The sequence below is a fragment of the Acinetobacter sp. 479375 genome (assembly GCF_000581715.1).
Classification (GTDB): Bacteria; Pseudomonadota; Gammaproteobacteria; order Pseudomonadales; family Moraxellaceae; genus Acinetobacter; species Acinetobacter ursingii.
Genome location: NZ_JEZN01000010.1, coordinates 25,025 through 46,217 on the forward strand (window position 1 = coordinate 25,025; position 21,193 = coordinate 46,217).

Consider the following 21,193-nt stretch of genomic DNA (forward strand, 5'->3'; position numbering starts at 1 on the left):
TTTTTTGTGCTTGTGATATTGGGAAAATAAAATGCATATCGTATATGTGAGTGATGCAAAGGCGGGACATCGATCACAAGCTTTAGGTTTATATCAAGCCATACATCAGCAAAATCCCAATACCAGTTTTGAAGAAATTCAGCTAGAAAACTTAGCTTTATTGAGTATTTTTAAAGGATTATTTAGCCATCAAGTGAGTGGTATTGCGCAACAGCCTGATTTTATTTTTGGGGTAGGTTCGCATACTCATCTTCGAGTTTGGTTATTGGGAAAAGTTTATCCTCAAGCGAAAACTGTAATCTTGATGAAACCCAGCTTACCTATTCACTGTTTTGACTACGCCATTATTCCTGAACATGATGGTATTGCTGCATCTGATCAAGTAATTGTCACCAAAGGTGCTTTAAATCCAATTGAAAATGAACATCGTCATCAAGCCAATCGGATTTTAATTGCGCTTGGCGGAACTTCAAAACGACATCAATGGAACGAAAATAAAGTTTTAACGGCAATAGAACAGATTGTTCAGCACAATTCACATTGTCAGTTGATCTTGACGACCTCCCGACGAACGCCTGAGCATTTCTTGGATCGTTTAAAAAAACAAGATTATGCGTCGCAATTAGACATTTTCCCTGTAGAACACACTCCACAAGGCTGGATTTTTGAACAAATGCAACTGGCGGAAACGGTTTATGTGACAGAAGATAGTGTTTCGATGATTTTTGAAGCATTGACGGCAGGTTGCCGTGTTGGGGTGATTGCAATGGATCGATTGAAACAGGACCGTATTACACATGTGATTGATGCTCTAATCCTAGATCATATTGTTGGGACACAGACTAAAACTGCTCAACTTCCGCAACAACAGACTTTTAAAGAAGCAGAGCGTGTGGCAACATGTTTATTGAAATCCTATTCAGGTCAATGATGTGATTTATCTCGCTTTAGTTCTTGTTTTGGCAATGATTATATTCAGCTATAAATATGCGTGGTGGAAGCCTGCAATTGATTGGAAGCGACCACGTATTCTGATGTATCACATGGTACGAGAACATATTGATGGAGCGAAATTTAATAAATTACGCGTTCAACCTGCTGAATTTGAAAAACAGGTAGCATGGATGAAAGCGCAAGGTTTTCATTTTGTTACTATGCAGGAGTTACAGCAAAACTGGGGTAAACATCCTGAAAAAACCGTTGCAATTACCTTTGATGATGGTTATCTAGATAATCTGGAAAATGCTTTTCCAATCCTTGAGAAATATCAGGCTAAGGCAACTATTTACGTCGTTGTCGATCGTCATGATAGAGATTGGTCAACTTATAAAAAAGCACATCATAATAGCGGTGAGTTGGCACGAGAACCAAAACTCAGTGATGAACAAATTCTTTTTTTAGCGAAAAGTGGTTTAGTTGAAATCGGTTCACACACTTTGACGCATGCCAATCTCGCGAAACTCACAGATCAGCAATGCCTGGATGAACTAGTGGAGTCCAAACACCAACTTGAACAGATCACTGGTCAAGCAGTAAGTAGTTTTGCTTATCCTTTTGGTATTTACTCTGAACGTGATGTGGAATTGGTGAGACAGGCAAATTATACAAATGCTGTAACTACTGTTGAAGGGATTGATAATGATCAACCTGATTTTTTGCAGCTTCAACGCATTAAAATCAGCGGCAAGGATTCACTATTTGCAGTGAAACTAAGATTGAAACTTGGGAATCGTGGGCTGTAGGAGCTATTATGCATATTTGTATGGTGATGGCAGGCGATGAAGAAGGCGGACTTGAGAAACACGTGATTGAGCTTGCTAATGGATTGATAAAACTGAAACATCGTGTCAGTTTGATTGCTCATGAAAAATATCGATCACGTGTTGAAAATGTTCAGTTCTACTCCCTTGATTTATCGAAGAGCCGTAATAACCCGATTCTATTATGGAAGCTTTATCAAACGATTAAATCTATCCAAGCGGATGTCTTACACGTCCAAGCGAACAAAGCGGTCTCGATGATTGCACCAATGTTAAAATGGTTAAATGTCCCGAATGTTGCCACATTACATAATTTAAAAAAGAATATTAAAGCTTTTAATCGTTATGATCGGATTATTGCGGTGAGTCAAAGAGTTGCCAATCAATTTTCATCTCAATCCAAGATTCGCGTGGTATTGAATGGTGTGAAGCCACCTGATTTTATTATAAATAGTAAATCTGCAACTTATCCCCTACAAGCGATTGCCATTGGGCGTTTAGTGAAAGCTAAAGGGTTTGATTTACTTATTGAGGCTTGGAAAGAAGTTGATGCAGGGCTATGGATTGTTGGGGATGGACCTGACCGACAGGTCTTACAGCAACAAATTGAACAAACACAGTTATCTCAGCGTATTAAAATTTGGGGGCATCGTGATGATATTAATGATTTATTGCTGCAATCAGATTTCTTGGTCATTTCTTCTCGGAACGAAGGTGGTCCTTATACGCTTTCTGAAGCACTGTTGTTAAAACGACCAGTGATTTCATCAGATGTTGGTATGGTTTCGCAGGTGTTATTACCCTCTATGATTTGTCCTGCTAATAATACACAGGCACTTCATCAATTATTGCAGCAGCATATTCAACATTTTTCACAGCTACAAAAAGACGCTGAACCAATTTTTCATTTTGCACAGCAACATTTGACCATCAATGCCATGGTTGAACATACGGCAAGGGTATATCAGGAACTTTTAGATGACGGACACGCTTAAACAAACTAAAAAAGTCTGGGTTATCAGTGATGGTGTGCCAGGTCATTTTAATCAATCTAAAGGTGTTTTATTTGCTTTACAGCATTTATTCGAGTTAGACGTTTGTTGGATTGATTTGAAACTTAATCAGGGTTTTTTACGACGTCCATTAAGTTGGTTGCTCAATTCAACTCTTCCTGATTTGAATAAACTTCATTATTTTTATCGGGGTGATGTACTTCCGCAACAATCTCCAGATATTGTTGTTGGTGCAGGCGGAAACACGGCTTATGCAGTCATTTGGATTTCTAAAGCTTTGCATGCCAAAAGTATATTTTGTGGCTCACTTCGGCATTTAAATGCAAAGCTCTTTGATGCTATTTTGGTACTGGAACCTGATCTAGATAAACCTTTTATAAGTCTTGATGTATCGCCTATGGCGATTGATCAACAAGTATTGGCTCAGCAAGCTGAACAATGGCGCAACGAACATGCTGTATTAACGAAACCAGTGTGGACGATGCTTATTGGAGGTAATGGTGCCGGTGCTATTTATCAGGATTCAGACTGGAAAATACTGGCAGAGCAAATGAATCAACTTGCACATCAATTTGATATTCGATGGTTAATCAGCACCTCACGACGTACAGGGGGGCAGGCTGAAAACATACTAAAGCAACATTTGAATGACGATATAATCATTGATGCGGTGTGGTGGAGTGAAGCACCACGTCAGGTTCTACATGCTTTTTTGGGACTTTCTGATCGGGTATATTGTGGGGCTGATTCGATGTCGATGATGATGGAAACGATCAGTGCTATGCGAGCTTTAGTGGTCTATTATCCTTTTGAATTTAATCCTGATCAGCGGTTTGGTGGGGTATTGCAACGAATTGAACGAACTGAATTAGCTACAGTGCAACCCATTTCAGATTTATCCAATATGGATCAGGATAGCGAAAATGTACTAAAACCATTAAAATACGAACCTAGTGAAAAATTAGCACAATTATTGAAAGATAGGCTCTTCTCTTGAAAAAATTTAAAATCATCAATACGGTATATGGGGATGCTACAGGTGGTCGTTGGCAAGCTGTACTGGATATCGCTAATACACTAAAAAGTTATGGCCATGAGATAGTCTTACTACGTGGGGAGGAAAATGCGCATCTGAATAGTGGTGAATGGCCAATTCATGTGATTCCAAATACAGGTTTTTATAGTATTGCGGCCGCGTTAAAAGTACGCAAATTTATTCAGGAACAACAGCCAGATTTAATTATAGCGCATAGTGGAAAAGCTGTTTGGTTATTTAAAAATGCGATGCTGGGCATGCAAAAGAAAATACCAGTACTTGCGGTCAACCACAGCCATAATGTTAAAAGAACCTTGCGTGCAGACGCATTTTTACATATTACGCCTTATGTGCAAGAGCTTGTTCAAGCGTTACAAAGTAACGAGGAAAAAAAGAAACCGCAACGTGTCATTTCAAATCTCACTTATTTACCAAAGGTTGAAGCAAGTCCCAAGCCACTTAAGCAGCCTGTAAATATTGTCATGCTGACACGAATGGTACCTAATAAAGGTGTTCATGTTTTAATTGATGCTTTAGCTTTATTAAAGCAAAGAGGAATACCATTTAGCGCAGTTTTAGCGGGTCAAGGCGAAATGCTTGAACAATGTAAAGCTCAGGCAAGTCAGTTAGGTTTGGATGATCTTGTGAGTTTCCCTGGCTGGATTGGTGGGGACGATAAAATTAATTTAATACAGCAAGCAGATATAATTGCTTTGCCATCAATCACTGAGATCCAAGGAATTGGAATTTTAGATGCATTTGCATGGGGAAAGACATTGATTACCACAGATGATATTGGTATTCGACAGACAGCAAAGCATCAAGTAAATGCATGGTGTGCTAAAGCTGATGATGCGATTAGTCTAGCAGATGGAATTGAATACTTAATTAGTCATCCTGATGAAGCTTTAAAATATGCTCAGCAAGGTAAAAACGAGGCTTTAGAGAAATATTGTTTTGAGCAAATTGCGAAAGAGCATAACGATTTTATTTTTACCATCGTGAATTAAGAAAAAAGCAGTATATTTTAATTTATATACTGCTTTTTTATTTTATTCTTTAACCGATTTTATTATAAAATTTGAGAAAGTATTGGAAATTTTAATCGAAAATACGTCGATGTATTTATGGAATATAAATGATACGAGTATTGTAAAAATTATCGTTGAAGAGCTTGATATAAAAGCAGAAAAATAAAAGGATATGTTGTAAAAATTATAGATAAAATTCATTATTGGTATACCAATAATGTAAAGTATAAAAAGATGAATTAGGTATATAGAGAAAGAAAGCTCTCCTAGTTTTACTAGAGGTCTTATGCTAAGTAGATTTGAAAAGAAAGTAGACTTTAGAGTAGAAATACATATGAATAAAGCTCCTAAAAATATAGTGTAATCATATGTTTTTTTACTATAATTCATAGCTGAATAAATGTAATGATAACTTGTACTTGTTTTATGAAAGCCTATAAAATATAAACCTACTATAAGTAGAAAAGTTGCTAAATAGGCATTTATATTTTTAATCTTATATAAAAAGTGACCTAAAATAAAGCTAAACATACCTAGGAAAAATACTTTTGATATACTTAATGAAATCAATAAAAATAGTAGTAAAAAAATATAATATTTCTTAAGCTGAAAAGTTGATTTAAAGTAAATTAGAATGAATATGGCGATTGATCCGATAAGTTCATTTTTCATAGTCCAGAGAACAACATTATATGAGGATTCTGCATATATAAATGGTGAAATTAGACTAGAATAAATGCTTCCAAAAAATGTTGTTTTATTGGGAATTAAGTCATGAAACCATGTGGTAGTTAAACTTAGGTCTACTGAAATTTTGAAAATAATAAATGCAATTAAACATGATCCTAATGCAGGTATGGCTAATCTTGGATATCTTTTTAAAATAGAATTAATCATTTTTGATTTTGGATCATAACTACTTGAATTGGATGCTGTTAGTACAAATCCACTTAAAATAAAAAATACATATACAGCCCCAAGACCAGAAATAAAGAAACAAAAAGGGGAGTTATGAATCTTATATAAAATATTACTAGAGGGGAAATTAGCTTGTTGAAAGTGATTATGTAATTGTGGATAGAATGTTAGAGAAAGATGTGATAGTAAAACAATAAAACATGCTATACCTCTTAAGCTTTCTGCTGCAAGATTTTTTTTTAACATTTGGCTCTCAAAAGTATAAAACTCTTTACAATTATAGTGTTTATACATATATTTATAAAGATTTAACGATTTTTTATAGATATGAATACAAATATTACGATTGTGACAGCTTTTTTTGATATCGGTCGGGAAAATTGGTCAGTTGAAAATGGTTATCCTGATTATTTGTATAGAACATCTTATACTTACATAGAGTTTTTTAAGAATCTTTCTATACTTGAAAATGAACTTATTGTTTTTACCTCAAGAGAGTTTGTTGATATTGTCAAAGAAATTAGAGGTAATAAACCTACAAAAATTGTTGAATTTGATTATTTGAGTGAGTTCAAAGTTTATAAAAATAGGATAAAAAAAATTCAAAATAGTTTGGAATTTCAAAGTAAAATATCGCCAAAACAAATTATAAACCCTGAGTATTGGTCTTCAGATTATACTTTATTAACTAACTTGAAAACATATTTTGTCAATAGAGCTATATCTTTAGATTTGGTCTCTAATTCAACATTAGCATGGTTAGATTTTGGCTATTGTCGTGACATTGAAATGTTAAATGGAATAACTGAATGGAAATATAATTTTTCTGATGATAAGATCCATACTTTTTCTTTGAAAAAAATACCATCTTTAGATTTTAAAAAAGTAACAGACTCAATTTATAATAATAAGGTTTTTATAATCGGTGGTGTGACTATTGGACATCGTGACTGTTGGAAAGAATTTCATAGATTAGTTTATAAGTGTCAAATTGATTTACTAAGAAAAGGAATAGTTGATGATGATCAAGGTATTTATCTTTATGCTTATTATAAAGATAAAGAATTATTTAAAAATCATGTTTTAGGTAAAAATAATTGGAGAGTAATTTTTAAAGTGTACGATGAAAAAGCCAATTTAAGCTTTAAAAACAAGATAAAAAAGTTTTTTAAAATTCTCTAATTCCTTATAACTACAAAATGTAGTTATAAGGAATTAACTTAATTTTTTTTGTATATATAATATATACCATTGAATACTAGCTAGATATTTTCCTTTTCGCCATAATATTTTAGCAAACTTCTTTGCTTCTTTGGAATTTTTAGGTGCATCAAGTGGTTGGTCTTTCCAAGGCGATTGATAGTAATACTTTAAATACAATTCTCCGTGGGAGGCTGCGATGCTCCAAGGTTTAGGAGAGCTTACAAAATGTATAAGAGCTGGTGAAATATCGTCTCGAGTAAAATAGTTGAATTTTTGATCAATAAAAATCATTTTATTCTTCAGTAAGATATTAAGCACATCTTGATCTGGGAACTTATAATCTCTTTTTGAAATAAGCGTATTAAATTTTGTTAATACATCAAAATTGTTCCATTCTTTTGTATTAATTAAAAGAACGCCTGAATTAAAGTATTTATCATTTGGATTTAAGCCAATGCTTTCAATATAAGTTGGTTTCATGCATTTATCTTGAACTGCTGCAAGAACTTTATTTTCAATATTAATTGAACAAATCTGTTTTAGACTACTAACACATAAAATATCAGCATCTAGATATATAAATTTGTCCAACTTATCTTTAAAAATATTTGCTATCGATAATCGGTAGTAGATTGCAGTTGTGAAATGTCCATTGACTTGTAATTTATCGTAAGGTTCAGTATTTAGAATGTAGACAAAGATTTGTGTATTTTTAAACTGGCTTATAATTTCATCATAGCCAAATGAATCAAAATACGTTGTAAAAATATGGAAATTAATTTTTAAATCTTGATTGTTCTTTGCTATAGAGAATAAAGTAATTCCACAAGGTTTTAAGTAGTTTTTATCAATAGCAAAAGCAATGTCTAAGTCTGGAATAAAAGTCGGCTGTTCACTGAAAAGACGAAAAGACTCTTTGATAAAACTATTAAAATAATTCATTTGGTTTCACAGTTTAAATAATTGGATTTTATTTAATCCAGTATAAAAAGAATAGAGGGTGACTCAGGCTTCTAGTTTGCTGCCATTAGTGTAAATTTCATCTTGCCAAACCGAATCTAAAGATTGATTATAAATTAAATTTAACCATTGTTGCAAAACCGTCTTTGCCTCGAAACGGGTATGCGCAATTTCATAGCCTTTTTTTGCAATTTCAATAGCCTGTAATGGATGCTTTTGATAGTAATCAATTTTTTTGAGTAATTCATTAAAATCTTCAAAATAAATAATACTATCTTCTGGAAATAAAATATCTAACCCTGGTGTCCTAGCCGTAAATACTAAAGTGCCCATACCTGTAAGCTGTGCAATACGATCACTACTATACATATAGATATTATTATACTTGGAATAATTAATGCCCATTAAACTGTTTTGAACGGCAGCTTGATACTCATATCCAAATAAAGAAGGATGTCCTAAACAGGCGCCTAATTTAAACTTCAAATTTGGAAGTTCTTCAACTAAATTTTTAATAAACTGTTCACGTTCAGGATATTTACTATTCGAGCCACAAAATACACAATCGTAGTCGTATTTGTGCCAATCAGATCGAGAGTGTTCAATTGAAGCCAGACTTAGATTCGGTGTAAATGCAAATAGAGGATGTGGACACACTTCTGAAAGTTGTTTTAAGTGTTCACCCGCAGTAGTGATAAAAATATGATCAACTTCATCTTGCATTTCTTTGAAATGATCCAGCCGGTGTGGTTCGTTAATTGGATCTACAAACCACATTGCGATTTTAGAATCATTAATTGTTTTTAGTTGTTTTAATAGTGTTTTAGGTAAATGAATATGACCAATTAAAATAAGATCAAAATGAATATTTTTACATAAATCAATAAGTTGATTATGCACTTTTTTATGAGAAAGAGATGTCGTATTGAAAATATTACTTTTTCTCACCATAAATTTATAATCAAAAGGATATACATAATGACCAAGTTCCATGAGACCATGTTGAACTTTTGCGTCAGTGTTATAAAACATCATTCCATTATTTTCGGGTTTAAAATTGGCTATATGTAATATCTTAAGTGAACGAAGTGGCAAAATTGCTCTCCAATCAGCAGTGTGAAAATCAAAAGATTAGGCCAAAATTATTGATCCGCATTACCTTTAATGACCATATAAAGTAATGAGGCCATAATGAGGAAACCACCACCTAAGCAGCTTACGCAGAATAATAAAATACGTTGATAGGTATCTAAATTAAACAGTTGGTTATTTAAAATATATAAAACAAATCCCCATTGAATGAGTGAAAATGCAACAAGAACAAGGGTACGACGACGTACTTCAGGACGCATAGCCATATTGAATGAATCCAAGGGAGAGCAAAGACCTATTATGCCATTATAGAGAATCAATCTCAATTCATGTCATGATGATTGTTGCGACATGGCTCATGCGAGTACAAAGAAGCCAGCATATTGCTGGCTTCTTTTAAAGATTTTACAGTCAGTTAATCTTCTTTCTTAGGCTGCTCACGCAAACGAATACCCAAATCACGTAACTGATTTGGTTCCACTGGTGCAGGTGCCTGCGTCAATGGACATTCAGCTGTCTTGGTTTTCGGGAATGCAATCACATCACGAATAGACGAAGCACCTGTCATTAGCATGACTAAACGATCCAGACCAAAAGCCAAACCGCCGTGCGGAGGAGCACCATAACGCAATGCATTTAACAAGAAACTGAATTTTTCTTCGGCTTCTTCTTCACCAATACCCAAAGCTTCAAAAATCGCTTTTTGCATGTCTAAAGTATAAATACGTAGTGAACCACCACCGATTTCAGTACCATTAAGCACCATATCGTATGCAACAGAAAGTGCCTCACCAGGATTCGACTTAACTTCTTCAACGCTTGATTTTGGCAAAGTAAATGGATGGTGAACCGATGTCCATTTACCATCGTCAGTTTCTTCAAACATTGGGAAATCAACGACCCAAAGTGGCGCCCATTCGCATGTTGTAAGTTTTAGGTCATGACCGATTTTAACACGTAGCGCGCCCATCGCATCATTCACAACTTTGGCTTTATCCGCACCGAAGAATACGATGTCACCATTTTCTGCACCGACACGTTTAAGCAGATCAAGTACGATCGGTTCAATAAACTTCACGATTGGAGATTGTAAACCTTCAATGCCTTTTTCTAGCTCATTGACTTTAATATAAGCTAAACCTTTCGCACCGTAGATACCGACAAATTTAGTATATTCATCAATCGCACTACGTGGCAATGAACCTGCACCTGGTACACGTAAAGCCACAATACGACCTTTAGGATCTTTGGCTGGACCTGCAAAAACTTTAAATTCAACGTCTTGCATTAAGTCAGCAACGTCAACCAATTTTAGTGGAATACGCATGTCTGGCTTGTCAGATGCGTAATCACGCATGGCATCGTTATAAGTCATACGTTCAAATTTATCGAACTTGACCCCAAGCAAATCGTTAAATAATTTAACGGTCATGCCTTCCATCAAATCCATAATGTCATCATCATTTAAGAATGATGTTTCAATGTCGATTTGGGTAAATTCTGGTTGACGATCCGCACGTAAGTCTTCGTCACGGAAACATTTGGCAATTTGGTAATAACGATCAATACCACCAACCATCAACAATTGCTTAAATAATTGTGGTGATTGCGGTAGCGCGTAGAAGCTTCCATTTTGAACACGGCTTGGGACTAAATAGTCACGCGCACCTTCTGGTGTTGCACGAGTCAAAATTGGTGTTTCAACGTCTAGGAAGCCATTATCGTCTAGATAATTACGAATTAAAGTGGTGGCTTTAGAACGTAAACGTAAACGCTCTAACATTTCAGGGCGTCGAATATCAAGGAAACGATATTTTAAACGATGCTCTTCAGACACATTAATATTGTCATCATTCAATGGAAATGGAGGTGTTTCAGATTGTGCAAGAACTTCAATTTCTTTGCCCAAAACCTCAATTTGACCACTGACCATATTGGCATTTTCAGTGCCTTCGTAGCGACGACGAACACGACCAGTAATTTTTAGAACAAACTCAGAGCGTACTTTATCTGCGGTGGCAAAGGCTTCTGGGGTATCTGGGTCGATGACCACCTGAACCAAACCATCACGGTCACGCATATCTAGGAAAATAACCCCACCATGGTCACGGCGACGGTGTACCCATCCACAAAGAGTTACGGTCTGGTCAATTTGGGCTTCTGTTAAAGAGCCACAGTAATGAGTTCGCATCATATTTTAAAAATCCAAACTATATTGGCTGTAGGGGCGTATACGTAAACAGCGTACCGCCAGTGAATCAGCGATTATGCCTTTTTGAATGAGCACTCACAAGAACTTGAGCGTAAAACAGCAAAAAAACACAGCAAATTGAAAGCTTAATTCTGTTTTTGAGCGCTAAATGCCTTAAACCATTTGGCCAGAATAAAAATGAGGCAGCTCAAACTAAAACAGATGAGAAAACCACGTGAAAAATAATTAATCGCTTTGCCTGTAACAGCATAGGTATCTGTATGCCAGAGTTGAGCATCGAGTTGTTGCCAATAGCTAAAAAGAAAATAGCCGCCTACAGCGAACGAGAGAAATATCGTAAGACTTAATGATCTATATGATGTGCGCTGCTTTTGAATGCGATATTCAATTATATACCGATAACACATCCAACCTAAAATCGGCAAACTCACCACAGAGGTTGTAAGTTGTAAAAATCGATGAATAGGATAAGTTCGCCCTAAAAATACGATGTCCTGACTGAGTAAGCCTTGAAATGCAAAGGTTCTAAAATCATCATGCGTGAGTCCATCCCAGATAATATGTGTTGCACAGCCTATGATGACTCCCAATATACAAGCCATACAAAAACTACAGAACCGATTAAAAGTAGCTAGATTTAAATCATCTTGTAGAGAGAGCCAGTAATAAAACACAGGGCGATACAGTACATACCACAGTACGCAAAAAATAAGTCCAAGCAATAAATCTGGAATAATTAAGCCTGCCCATTCATGGCTTATCGTGACATTTTCATCTGTAAATAATCGCACTAAATCTGGTGTCATACAGCCAATCGCCAAAGCACCAATGGGCAATTTGTATCGAGTTATTTTGGCGATAGGGGGAGCAAGAACTGCATGGGATAAAGTAAAAGGCATAAATATAAAGAAATAAATTTTGGATCAAGATCGGGTCTGAGTGTAATGCTTTGTAGAATGAATGAATGTTTTTTATTGCAAAATAAATGAAATGTTATATTATAACAAAAATTAAGAAGATTTTAAGATTTTAAGAATCCGAGGCTTTATATGTTCTTTAAAAAGAATGCACTGACTGTGTCGATATTTGCAATGATCTGCACAGGAACACAAGCAGCAGAGCAACAGACTGAGATACAAAAATTAGAAACTATCGAAGTTAGCGCACATCCTCTGGTGCAAAGTGCTGTGGATTATGCGGCTGCTGACAATATTATTAAGAATGATCAATTGCGGCAGGGTGGTGCAACAATTGGTGAAGCTTTAAGTCAACAGGTTGGGGTTTATTCCAATCAGTTTGGGCCAGGTGCAAGTCGTCCCGTTATTCGTGGGCAAGATGGTGCGCGAGTGAAAGTTTTAGACAATGCCTCTGAAACGATGGATGTTTCCACTTTATCTCCCGATCACGCAGTAACAGTCGATCCAATTTTGGCGAAGCAAGTTGAAATTGTTCGAGGGCCCTCAACTTTACTGTACGGTGCAGGTACAGTGGGTGGGTTGGTGAATGTTACCGATAGTAAAATTCCAACTCAAATGCCTGAAGGTGGATATGAGGGGCAGATTGGACTGCGCTATAACACAGGTAGCGATGAAAAGTTAGGAGCTGCGGGAGTTACAGTTGGTTTGGGTGATCAGGTCGCGCTACGTGTTGAAGGTTTAAAGCGTGATGCTAACAATTATATTGCACCTGATTATGTTCATGACGGTGAGCGAGAACGCCGAGTCGATAATACCTTTGCCAAATCAGAGAACGTCAGTGTAGGTTTGTCATGGATCTATGATCGAGGTTTTACAGGAGTTTCTTATACTAATCGTCAGGATCAATACGGTTTGCCGGGTCATAGTCATGAGTATGAAAGCTGTCATCCGCATGGTACACATCTACATTGTGGTGGGCATGATGAAGAGCATGATCACGACGGTCATGATCATGATGAGGATGGACATGATCACGATCATGCTGGCCCGTGGGTCGACCTCAAATCTGAACGTTATGATTTTAGAACAGAGCTAGATGATCCGTTTGCAGGCTTTAAAAAGTTACGGGCACAGGCCAGTTATACAGACTATAAACATGACGAAATTGAAGAAGGTGAAGCTGCAACGACATTTAAAAGTACAGGTTATGATGCGCGTTTAGAGTTGGTGCATCAGCCGATTGGCATGTGGGAAGGGGTGTTAGGCACACAATTTGGCCGTCAAAAGCTGGATATTACCGGTGAAGAATCCATCTTTGCAGGGCCGAGTACTACGGATAAATGGAGCCTATTTGCTTTAGAACATACGCAGTGGAAAGATGTACATTTTGAAGTGGCAGCACGTTTTGATCAGCAACAAATTGATATTGATTCATCGCAAAAAGATTATGATGACCATACTTTTTCTTATTCAGGTGCAGCCAATTGGTTATTTGCGCCGAATTATAAATTGTCATTAGTCGCTTCACATCAGGAGCGTATGCCACTGGCACAAGAGCTTTATGCCAACGGGAAACATCTCGCCACCAATACTTATGAAATTGGTAATGAAAACCTAAACCCAGAAAAATCCAATAATATCGAACTGGGGTTTCATTATGATACGGACACGCTGAATTATCATGTACATGTATTCCATAACTGGTTTGATGACTATATCTATGCTCGTACACTGGATCGTTATGAGAACTTCCGACTTGTGCAATACACACAAGATGAAGCACGTTTTTATGGGGTAGAAGGTGAAATCTCTTATCAACTTTCTCCACTTTATAAAACAACATTGTTTGGAGATTATGTTCGCGGGAAAATTGATGCTGAAGGTGATGCACCACGTATGCCTGGAGGACGTTTAGGTACACGTTTTGAAGCGGACTTTGGAGACGGTTTTTCTGGAATGGCAGAGTATTATCACGTGTTTAAACAAGACAAAATTGCTGCTTATGAAACTGAGACAGACGGCTATAACATGGTGAATCTAGGTGTCGCCTATGCAGCACGAGCCAGTGATAAAACGGATTATCGGGTTTATTTAAAAGCCAATAACCTGCTAGATGAAACAGTGTATAACCATGCATCGTTTCTATCCAACATCCCTCAAGTTGGACGAAACTTTACGGTGGGGATCGATTTTAGTTTCTAAAAGCAGTGGTTTTTAAATATTCACATGGAGCCTATGATATAGGCTTCATGTTTTTGAAATGTTATATTGTTCTATTCATCTTTTGCTTAAATTAGACTTAATTTATTGTCGAAACCATAAAAGTCATATTGCTAATGGAAATAATGATACGACCCTGAATTCTCTTGAAAAATATATAATATATTATAACGTAACATGTGATTAGCATCTGGATGATCATCATGTTTAAAAAAACACATATATTTGCACTTTCTATTCTTTCTTTGTCTATACAACATGCTTTTGCGCAAAATTCTCAACAGGAAGTCGATGTCAATGATTTACCTACAATTGAATTGCAAGCTCAGTCTACGCCAAAAGATCATCTCAATCATGCAGCAGGTGACACGGTCATCGGGAAAGACCAATTGGTTCAGGGTGCAACTACAATTGGCAATGCCTTAAATGGTCAGGCAGGTATCTACTCAGCTCAATACACGGGGGGCGTAAGCCGCCCTGTGATTCGAGGTCAGGATGGGGCACGTGTCAAGATTACTCAAAATGGGGGCGATCCATTAGATGTTTCTTCGGTTTCACCTGATCATGCAGTCACGGTCGATCCCAATTCGGCAGATCAGATCGAAGTCTTAAGAGGCCCGGAAACATTAATGTATGGTGCGGGTTCTGTTGGTGGTTTGGTCAATGTGATCGATCATAAAATTCCTGAAACAATGCCAGAAAATGGCTATGAAGGGCGTATAGGTGCGCGTTATAACACGGGTGATGATGGTTTGGTTTATTCGGGTGATACCACAATCGGTTTGGGGCGTCAGGTTGCTTTAAATTTGGGTGCTGTAAAACGCGATGCCAATAACTATATTTTACCGAATGATCTACAAAGCGATTCACGCCGTGAAGATAGCACCTTTGCTAAATCCCATGATTATCATGCAGGCTTGTCATGGATTTATGATCGTGGTTATACCGGAGTTTCCTATAGTGAACGTCATGATAAATATGGTATTCCTGGAGATGTCGATTCAGACTGGGAACCTGACCACAACATGATGTTGACCATTCCTGCGGAACATGAGGACGACGGTGAAAATGGAAGTTCATCGTGGATTAATTTAAAACAAAAACGTTATGACGTTAAAACCCAATTGAATGATCCATTTGTGGGATTTAGCCGCTTAACTGCTCAGGCCAACCACACGACGTATCAACATGCCGAAATGGATGGCGATACGCCAGCTACACTGTTTCATAGTACAGGTACAGATATGCGTATTGTTTTAGACAATCATCCGTGGGCAGGTTGGAATGGTCAAATGGGCGCACAATTTACTCGCCAAAAACTGACCATCGATGGCGAAGAAGCTTTGATGGCACCCACAGACACCGAACGTTACAGTTTATTTGCCTTACAGACGAAACAGTTTGGTCCAGTCACGACGAAACTCTTTACACGTATTGATCATCAAGATACAAGTGTGGACTCAGATCAGAAAAACTTTAATGGTACGGCCTATTCTGTTGCAGGTGAAAGCGCTTGGGAATTTACACCGAATCATAAAATTTCACTTGATGCATCCCATCAAGAACGTTCTCCAATGGCTCAGGAATTATATTCGAATGGAGGATTACATGGACCCACAAAAAGTTTCGAATTTGGTAATGACGAATTAACACAAGAAAAATCCAATAATATCAATTTGGGTTTCCATGGCGACCAAGACGCGCTTCAGTACAACTTAACTGTTTACCATAATTGGTTTGATAACTTTATCTATGCAAATACCATCGACCGTAAGGGAGATTTTCGTTCTATACATTATGACCAAACAGATGCACGTTTTTATGGCGTTGATGGTGATATTAGCTACCAGATGAGTGCGCGCTATAATGCAGGCTTATTTGGTGATTATGTGCGTGCCAAGCTCTATGATAATGGTAATGCACCACGTATTCCGGGTGGGCGAATGGGAACACGTATCAAGGCAGATTTTGGTGAAGGATACTCTGGTACAGCCGAGTACTATCATGTCTTTCATCAGGATGATATTGCCAACTACGAAACCGAAGGCAAGAGTTATAATATGGTAAATCTAGGCTTGGCTTATCAGGGGCAGTTGAACCCAAAAACAGGCTACCAGTTATATGCCAAAGCCAATAATCTGCTCGATAGTAAAGTCTATTTACACGAGTCTTTCCTCTCTGATGTGCCACAAATAGGTCGAAACTTTAGTGTGGGCATCGATTTTAATTTTTAAATCTCTAATATTTTTACCTGAAGGAAGATGTGAGATCTTCCTTTTGTGTTTTTGCAGCTTGAGATAAGCCAATTTAACCAAATGTGTCTTGAAAAATAAGGAAATAAACTCTAGCCTGAACCTAATTGTTTAGGTTGTTTGTTATGCGTATTTTTCAACGAATTCACAAAAAGCTGAATTGGTCGGGGCGTCGTTACGTTGCACTGATCGCAGGTGTATTAGCCCTGAGTTATATTGCTTCCGCGATTTATCATGTCTATAAACCCTTACCCGATGGTTTAAATTTTACGGGTAAATTACGTCATGCAGAGGTTAAATTTCTTTCTGATCAAACTTATGTGAATGCTCAAGGTCAACAACAGCAGGATCATCAAATTTTTGATGAAATTTTGAATCTGATCCATCAGGCGAAAACCACCATTGTTCTGGATATGTTCTTATTTAATTCAGAAACAGGTGAATCCAAACTGACACAGCGACCATTAACACAGCAACTTACCCAAGCCTTGATTCAAAAACGGCACGAATCTCCGAATGTTGAAATTACGCTGATTACTGATCCGATTAATTCGGTTTACGGCGGTATCTTGCCTGAACATTATCGACAATTACGTCAGGCAGGCATTGATATCATCGAAACTAACCTCACTCCATTACGTGCCTCGAATCCAACTTGGTCTGGACTCTGGTATCTCTGTTGTCAGGATCTAGGTAATAATCCTGAAAAGGGCTGGTTACCAAATCCATTTGGCAAGGAAAAAATTACTTTACGCAGTTATTTGCAACTGGCTAATTTTAAGGCAAATCATCGTAAGACCTTGGTGGTGAATACCGATGACGGCTGGAAATCTTTGGTGACTTCAGCCAATCCTCATGATGGCAGTTCACGCCATTCCAACGTCGCTTTATTGGTGTCAGGCCCAACAGCCATGGATCTGTTGAAAACTGAACAAAGTGTGGCGCAAATGTCTTCGGGTTCATCACCTATGATGGTGATGGGTGAAATCAACGCCAGTCATCAGGCGCCCCAAGTTCAGGTTTTGACTGAAGCGGCAATATATCATGCGGTAGTGGATTTAATTCAGTCCGCAAAAGCCAACGATCAAATTGATCTGGCGATGTTTTATTTGTCCGAACGTCAAATTGTGAATGATTTAAAAGCAGCGCAAAAACGTGGCGTGAAATTAAGGGTTTTACTTGATCCGAATAAAGATGCTTTTGGACGTCAAAAAAATGGCATTCCCAATCGTCAAGTGGCTTCAGAGTTACATGCTGCAGGCGTTCCTGTGCGTTGGTGCGACACTCATGGTGAACAATGCCACAGTAAAATGATCATTAAATCTAACCCGACTCAGGCTGAGATGATTTTAGGCTCGGCTAATTTTACTGCACGTAATTTGAAAAATTATAATCTGGAAACGGATATGTTGGTGCAAGGACAAACTCAGGATGCCGTTTTTCAAGATGCGGAGCGTTACTTTAATACTGCATGGTCGAATCTGAATGGTCGTCAAATGAGTGTCGATTATTCCAAATATGTAGATGAGTCCAAGCTCAAATATTGGACTTATCGTTTTATGGAATGGTCGGGACTTTCTACTTTTTAATGATTTTGCTTAAAAGCGAATCCAATGCTGATCAAAAAGAGAGATTATTGCTCTCTTTTTGATTTTTTATATCGGCTGTTAATGCGTTGGAGGAATTAGTTCATCCAATTCTTGAGCTGATAATTCATCCAGTCCTGCCAAATCGGTTGAAATTTTCCATTGGCTTTCATCTTCTACCGGATTGGGTAAACGTGCTTCGAGCCAGTCACACACAACATCTGGCGTAAAATCTGGATGATTACATTGAATGACCCACGCCAAAAATTCTTTTGGTTCACCATTCATATAGGGTGGAGGAGAAACTGGAAAAAACTGGGTGGGTAACCGTTCATTGGTCGATAAATAATTCAACACATGTCCCAGCTCTTGCACCGTTTGCCAAGCCAGCGGGTGTTCAACATCAATCTGAAATTTAAACCACCATGCATCTTTACCATCCGCGCCATGTGCATCGATTCGGCTTTCCTGAATGCTTGGTATTTTACTAAAAAATTGATAAAGGCGTTCAAAACTTAATTCAGCCACAAGCTCTCAATCCAGTCATACAAGGAACCTCTAGTATAGCGGCTTTTTCAATAAAGAAATGTGAAGCATGCCACGCAGTACAACTTTAAATGGAACCTACATTTATTATGCAGAAATTGTTTGTTTTTAAGCTAATATAATAGGGTATTTAAAGAATAAGAAGGGCGATACGATGCGTATTTATGGTGTATATGCCTGTATGGTTGCAATCTTACTCAGTCTCTCCACTGTAAGTATGGCTGAAAATCAATGGGGAAATTATCGTGGTGTAGAACGTCCTAAACCACCGTCACGACCACCGCAATGGAATCGACCTCCACCGCCTTATTATGGGCATCGTCCTCCATCAAATGGACATTATCCTCATTATCCGCAGCGACCTCATCAGGGGAGTTATATTGAATATCACTACCAGCCTCATACTCAGTATGAGTATCGAACTGAGAGCTATGTATTTGTTCGTGGTAATACTTTACCTATCGAATATCGTAATGAACAATATTATCTCAATGACTGGTCTGGACATCAGCTTGACGAGCCAACATGGGGAACACGCTGGTATTCAGTAGGCGGGCATTATTTACTGATTTCAGATGATAACTTTCGTATTGAGCTTGTACGTTAATCGACGATATTGAGGAATCATGGTGTGTTACATATTCTTCATCTTTAAGGAAGCAAGCTTACAATCTTTAGCAAAATCAGGCTTTTCATCCATGCTTTCTCCTTGACTGTCGCCTAATCTGGAGACAGATCAAAAGAGGATGAACTCATGAAAATATCATTGAAGATGACACTGGCTGCACTGGCTTTGGGTATTTCGGCCACCACGATGGCAGCACCCAATGACTGGAATCAATATCGTGGCGTCGATCGTCATTATCATCACGCTCCGCCTAAAGCACCACCAAAATGGTCAAACTCACATCATGAACGTGATCGTTATGTGAGTTTTAGAAAAGGCGATCGCTTACCTTATCAATATCGTGACAACCGTTATCACGTGTCAAATTGGCGTAATTCGCGCTTATCTGCACCGCCACGTGGCTATCATTGGGTAAGAGCAGATGGTCGCTATTTATTGGTATCAAATAGTAACCATCGTATTTATGCAGTTCGATAAATTGTTTGAGTCATCATAAAATCCAGCATCGCAATGATCTGACCCCCAAAATTTGGATGGTTTGATTAAGCGGTTTCTAAGGACTGAGTTCTGTACAGGACTCAGCCTTTTTAATTTTACGCAGAAAGCCGATTTCATCACTGAAGTGAGACTTAACGATGAAGCCTGTGCCAAAGCTTGAAGTGTCCTCTTTACTTGGATTTATGGAGGTTTTTTAAGTTAATTTACAATGAAATATGAAGCGTATTACAACCCACTAAAATCATAACAATTGATTGCAGATATGGGTCTTTTATTCATGATTTCTCCCAGAGCATTTTCTACACTTTAGACTTGGTGTTATTGCGGACAACTGGATATGAAAAGGATCATTTCCGTTTCACTTTGTGTGTGTATGCTTGGTGTATCCACACTTTCACTGGCTGATCCACCGCCTCCAGATTGGGGTGGACGCGGTTGGGGGCATTATCATGGCGGGCCAGATCGACATGCAGATTGGCATCGTCACGATTGGCGAGCTTATGGACCACCGCCACCTAGGGTGATCGAAAATCGTTACTATTATGCACCACCGCCACGATATTACCGAGTACATGATTTCAGACCCGGTTATCGTTTGCCACCGCAATATTTAGCGGAACGCTATTATGTGAATAACTGGTATGACTATCAACTGCCACCGCCTCCACCGCAACACCGCTGGGCATATATCGATGGACGCTATGTGTTAGTCGCTGTTGCTACAGGAATTATTGCCCAGATTCTTTTTGGCGGGCATTAATACGATTTTTCTCAAACACCATTATCTGAGCAGGGTAGTGGTTTTTTTATGCCAATTCATCATCTTCTGGTCGCGGGGTTTCTCCTTTGGCCAATGGACGTTCCTGATGCTTATCCCGAATGACAGATGGATAATGCCATGATGCATAGCGGACGATTAAAATTGCGATAGCCAAAATCAAGATCGAGCCTGTCACGATCAGCAGATCAACATCGGCCTGATGGTTATGTTGAATATCTGAGATCAATAAACGAGTTAATGCAGTAATGGCAACATAAATGAGAAATCGCACTGGCATGTGGTTGGTTTTAAAATAAATTCCAACCATTGCGCCAAGTTCTAAATAGATGAATAACAATAAAATATCGTCAATCGTGGCATATTTTTTAACGGTAAAAATATCGATGGTGGTATGAATTGCTGACCATGCCACCATACAGCCAATAATAAACAACGCCAGATAATGAAAAGCTTCGACGGCGCGATTACCGAGTTTATCCAGAAAAGCCTCTAGATTTTTGGGGGACTTGGGAGTGAGCATGACTAAGCTTCTTATATTGA

The 21,193-nt window shown here is 37.8% G+C and carries 20 protein-coding genes; 12 read left to right on the forward strand and 8 right to left on the reverse strand.

Annotated elements, in window-relative coordinates; all coding sequences use genetic code 11:
• Positions 1 to 31: 31 nt before the first annotated feature.
• From J500_RS09975 to J500_RS09995, 5 genes are read left to right on the forward strand one after another with little or no spacing between them, the layout of a single operon-like run.
• Positions 32 to 931, forward strand: a complete 900-nt coding sequence (locus J500_RS09975; protein WP_004992905.1) for an ELM1/GtrOC1 family putative glycosyltransferase — start codon at positions 32 to 34, stop codon at positions 929 to 931.
• 34 nt (positions 932 to 965) lie between these two features.
• Entirely contained in the window at positions 966 to 1,742 is a 777-nt protein-coding gene (locus tag J500_RS09980) for a polysaccharide deacetylase family protein (RefSeq protein ID WP_392389566.1), read from the forward strand.
• Positions 1,743 to 1,750: 8 nt separating this feature from the next.
• Positions 1,751 to 2,755, forward strand: coding sequence for a glycosyltransferase (locus tag J500_RS09985; RefSeq protein WP_004992910.1), 1,005 nt, complete (start codon positions 1,751 to 1,753; stop codon positions 2,753 to 2,755).
• On the forward strand, positions 2,739 to 3,770 hold the full coding sequence (locus J500_RS09990; protein WP_004992912.1) for an ELM1/GtrOC1 family putative glycosyltransferase: 1,032 nt from the start codon (positions 2,739 to 2,741) through the stop codon (positions 3,768 to 3,770). Before J500_RS09985 ends, J500_RS09990 begins: the two co-directional genes overlap by 17 nt.
• A complete protein-coding gene (locus J500_RS09995) occupies positions 3,767 to 4,819 on the forward strand; it encodes a glycosyltransferase family 4 protein (RefSeq protein ID WP_004992913.1) in 1,053 nt (350 codons plus the stop codon). Before J500_RS09990 ends, J500_RS09995 begins: the two co-directional genes overlap by 4 nt.
• A 42-nt stretch (positions 4,820 to 4,861) precedes the next feature.
• Here the strand turns inward: J500_RS09995 and J500_RS10000 are convergent, their stop codons facing one another.
• Positions 4,862 to 6,004, reverse strand: coding sequence for an acyltransferase family protein (locus J500_RS10000; protein ID WP_034699444.1), 1,143 nt, complete (start codon positions 6,002 to 6,004; stop codon positions 4,862 to 4,864).
• An 81-nt stretch (positions 6,005 to 6,085) separates the two neighbouring features.
• On the opposite strand from J500_RS10000, the gene J500_RS10005 reads away from it, so the two are divergent.
• Positions 6,086 to 6,940: a WlaTC/HtrL family glycosyltransferase gene (locus J500_RS10005; RefSeq protein WP_034699445.1), complete on the forward strand. Its 855-nt coding sequence runs from the start codon at positions 6,086 to 6,088 to the stop codon at positions 6,938 to 6,940.
• Between the two features lie 33 nt (positions 6,941 to 6,973).
• Here J500_RS10005 and J500_RS10010 read toward each other — a convergent pair whose 3' ends face one another.
• The 5 genes from J500_RS10010 to J500_RS10030 all read right to left on the reverse strand — a co-directional run bounded on the left by J500_RS10010 (position 6,974) and on the right by J500_RS10030 (position 12,124).
• Complete coding sequence (locus J500_RS10010) at positions 6,974 to 7,903, reverse strand: glycosyltransferase family 8 protein (RefSeq protein WP_034699447.1); 930 nt, start codon at positions 7,901 to 7,903, stop codon at positions 6,974 to 6,976.
• Between the two features lie 63 nt (positions 7,904 to 7,966).
• The gene (locus tag J500_RS10015) at positions 7,967 to 9,016 is read right to left on the reverse strand and encodes a glycosyltransferase (protein ID WP_005002439.1); all 1,050 of its coding nucleotides are present in this window, start codon (positions 9,014 to 9,016) and stop codon (positions 7,967 to 7,969) included.
• Positions 9,017 to 9,063: 47 nt separating this feature from the next.
• Positions 9,064 to 9,279 (reverse strand): hypothetical protein, encoded by a 216-nt coding sequence (locus tag J500_RS10020; RefSeq protein ID WP_005002441.1) that lies wholly within the window; start codon positions 9,277 to 9,279, stop codon positions 9,064 to 9,066.
• Between the two features lie 149 nt (positions 9,280 to 9,428).
• Positions 9,429 to 11,207 carry an aspartate--tRNA ligase gene (gene aspS / locus J500_RS10025; protein WP_034699450.1) on the reverse strand — a complete coding sequence of 593 codons (1,779 nt, stop codon included), beginning with the start codon at positions 11,205 to 11,207 and terminating at the stop codon, positions 9,429 to 9,431.
• Positions 11,208 to 11,350: 143 nt separating this feature from the next.
• Positions 11,351 to 12,124: a DUF4184 family protein gene (locus tag J500_RS10030; protein ID WP_034699452.1), complete on the reverse strand. Its 774-nt coding sequence runs from the start codon at positions 12,122 to 12,124 to the stop codon at positions 11,351 to 11,353.
• A 150-nt stretch (positions 12,125 to 12,274) separates the two neighbouring features.
• Between J500_RS10030 and znuD (J500_RS10035) the strand changes: the two genes are divergently transcribed.
• The 3 genes from znuD (J500_RS10035) (at position 12,275) to J500_RS10045 (ending at position 18,203) form a co-directional block, all read left to right on the forward strand.
• Positions 12,275 to 14,344, forward strand: coding sequence for a zinc piracy TonB-dependent receptor ZnuD (gene znuD, locus J500_RS10035; protein WP_034699453.1), 2,070 nt, complete (start codon positions 12,275 to 12,277; stop codon positions 14,342 to 14,344).
• Between the two features lie 221 nt (positions 14,345 to 14,565).
• On the forward strand, positions 14,566 to 16,596 hold the full coding sequence (gene znuD, locus J500_RS10040) for a zinc piracy TonB-dependent receptor ZnuD (protein ID WP_034699456.1): 2,031 nt from the start codon (positions 14,566 to 14,568) through the stop codon (positions 16,594 to 16,596).
• Positions 16,597 to 16,739: 143 nt separating this feature from the next.
• Positions 16,740 to 18,203 carry a phospholipase D family protein gene (locus J500_RS10045; RefSeq protein WP_004994702.1) on the forward strand — a complete coding sequence of 488 codons (1,464 nt, stop codon included), beginning with the start codon at positions 16,740 to 16,742 and terminating at the stop codon, positions 18,201 to 18,203.
• A gap of 78 nt (positions 18,204 to 18,281) precedes the next feature.
• Here J500_RS10045 and J500_RS10050 read toward each other — a convergent pair whose 3' ends face one another.
• Positions 18,282 to 18,728 (reverse strand): hypothetical protein, encoded by a 447-nt coding sequence (locus tag J500_RS10050; protein ID WP_004992938.1) that lies wholly within the window; start codon positions 18,726 to 18,728, stop codon positions 18,282 to 18,284.
• Positions 18,729 to 18,900: 172 nt separating this feature from the next.
• Between J500_RS10050 and J500_RS10055 the strand changes: the two genes are divergently transcribed.
• From J500_RS10055 to J500_RS10065, 3 genes are all read left to right on the forward strand, one after another.
• Positions 18,901 to 19,353: an RcnB family protein gene (locus J500_RS10055; RefSeq protein WP_004994698.1), complete on the forward strand. Its 453-nt coding sequence runs from the start codon at positions 18,901 to 18,903 to the stop codon at positions 19,351 to 19,353.
• 147 nt (positions 19,354 to 19,500) lie between these two features.
• The gene (locus J500_RS10060) at positions 19,501 to 19,851 is read left to right on the forward strand and encodes an RcnB family protein (RefSeq protein WP_004994696.1); all 351 of its coding nucleotides are present in this window, start codon (positions 19,501 to 19,503) and stop codon (positions 19,849 to 19,851) included.
• Between the two features lie 358 nt (positions 19,852 to 20,209).
• Positions 20,210 to 20,632, forward strand: a complete 423-nt coding sequence (locus tag J500_RS10065) for an RcnB family protein (protein ID WP_004994695.1) — start codon at positions 20,210 to 20,212, stop codon at positions 20,630 to 20,632.
• Between the two features lie 46 nt (positions 20,633 to 20,678).
• Here J500_RS10065 and J500_RS10070 read toward each other — a convergent pair whose 3' ends face one another.
• Entirely contained in the window at positions 20,679 to 21,173 is a 495-nt protein-coding gene (locus tag J500_RS10070; protein ID WP_004994692.1) for a phosphate-starvation-inducible protein PsiE, read from the reverse strand.
• Between the last annotated feature and the right edge of the window lie 20 nt (positions 21,174 to 21,193).

Coding starts and splice junctions, on each gene's coding strand:
- J500_RS09980 (WP_392389566.1), top strand. CDS start 966: ATGATTATATTCAGCTATAAATATGCGTGGTGGAAGCCTGCAATTGAT.
- J500_RS10070 (WP_004994692.1), bottom strand. CDS start 21,173: ATGCTCACTCCCAAGTCCCCCAAAAATCTAGAGGCTTTTCTGGATAAA.
- J500_RS10005 (WP_034699445.1), top strand. CDS start 6,086: ATGAATACAAATATTACGATTGTGACAGCTTTTTTTGATATCGGTCGG.
- J500_RS09985 (WP_004992910.1), top strand. CDS start 1,751: ATGCATATTTGTATGGTGATGGCAGGCGATGAAGAAGGCGGACTTGAG.
- J500_RS10065 (WP_004994695.1), top strand. CDS start 20,210: ATGAAAAGGATCATTTCCGTTTCACTTTGTGTGTGTATGCTTGGTGTA.
- aspS (WP_034699450.1), bottom strand. CDS start 11,207: ATGATGCGAACTCATTACTGTGGCTCTTTAACAGAAGCCCAAATTGAC.
- J500_RS09975 (WP_004992905.1), top strand. CDS start 32: ATGCATATCGTATATGTGAGTGATGCAAAGGCGGGACATCGATCACAA.
- J500_RS10000 (WP_034699444.1), bottom strand. CDS start 6,004: ATGTTAAAAAAAAATCTTGCAGCAGAAAGCTTAAGAGGTATAGCATGT.
- J500_RS10045 (WP_004994702.1), top strand. CDS start 16,740: ATGCGTATTTTTCAACGAATTCACAAAAAGCTGAATTGGTCGGGGCGT.
- J500_RS09990 (WP_004992912.1), top strand. CDS start 2,739: ATGACGGACACGCTTAAACAAACTAAAAAAGTCTGGGTTATCAGTGAT.
- J500_RS10060 (WP_004994696.1), top strand. CDS start 19,501: ATGAAAATATCATTGAAGATGACACTGGCTGCACTGGCTTTGGGTATT.
- J500_RS10020 (WP_005002441.1), bottom strand. CDS start 9,279: ATGGCTATGCGTCCTGAAGTACGTCGTCGTACCCTTGTTCTTGTTGCA.
- J500_RS10010 (WP_034699447.1), bottom strand. CDS start 7,903: ATGAATTATTTTAATAGTTTTATCAAAGAGTCTTTTCGTCTTTTCAGT.
- J500_RS10030 (WP_034699452.1), bottom strand. CDS start 12,124: ATGCCTTTTACTTTATCCCATGCAGTTCTTGCTCCCCCTATCGCCAAA.
- znuD (WP_034699456.1), top strand. CDS start 14,566: ATGTTTAAAAAAACACATATATTTGCACTTTCTATTCTTTCTTTGTCT.
- J500_RS10055 (WP_004994698.1), top strand. CDS start 18,901: ATGCGTATTTATGGTGTATATGCCTGTATGGTTGCAATCTTACTCAGT.
- znuD (WP_034699453.1), top strand. CDS start 12,275: ATGTTCTTTAAAAAGAATGCACTGACTGTGTCGATATTTGCAATGATC.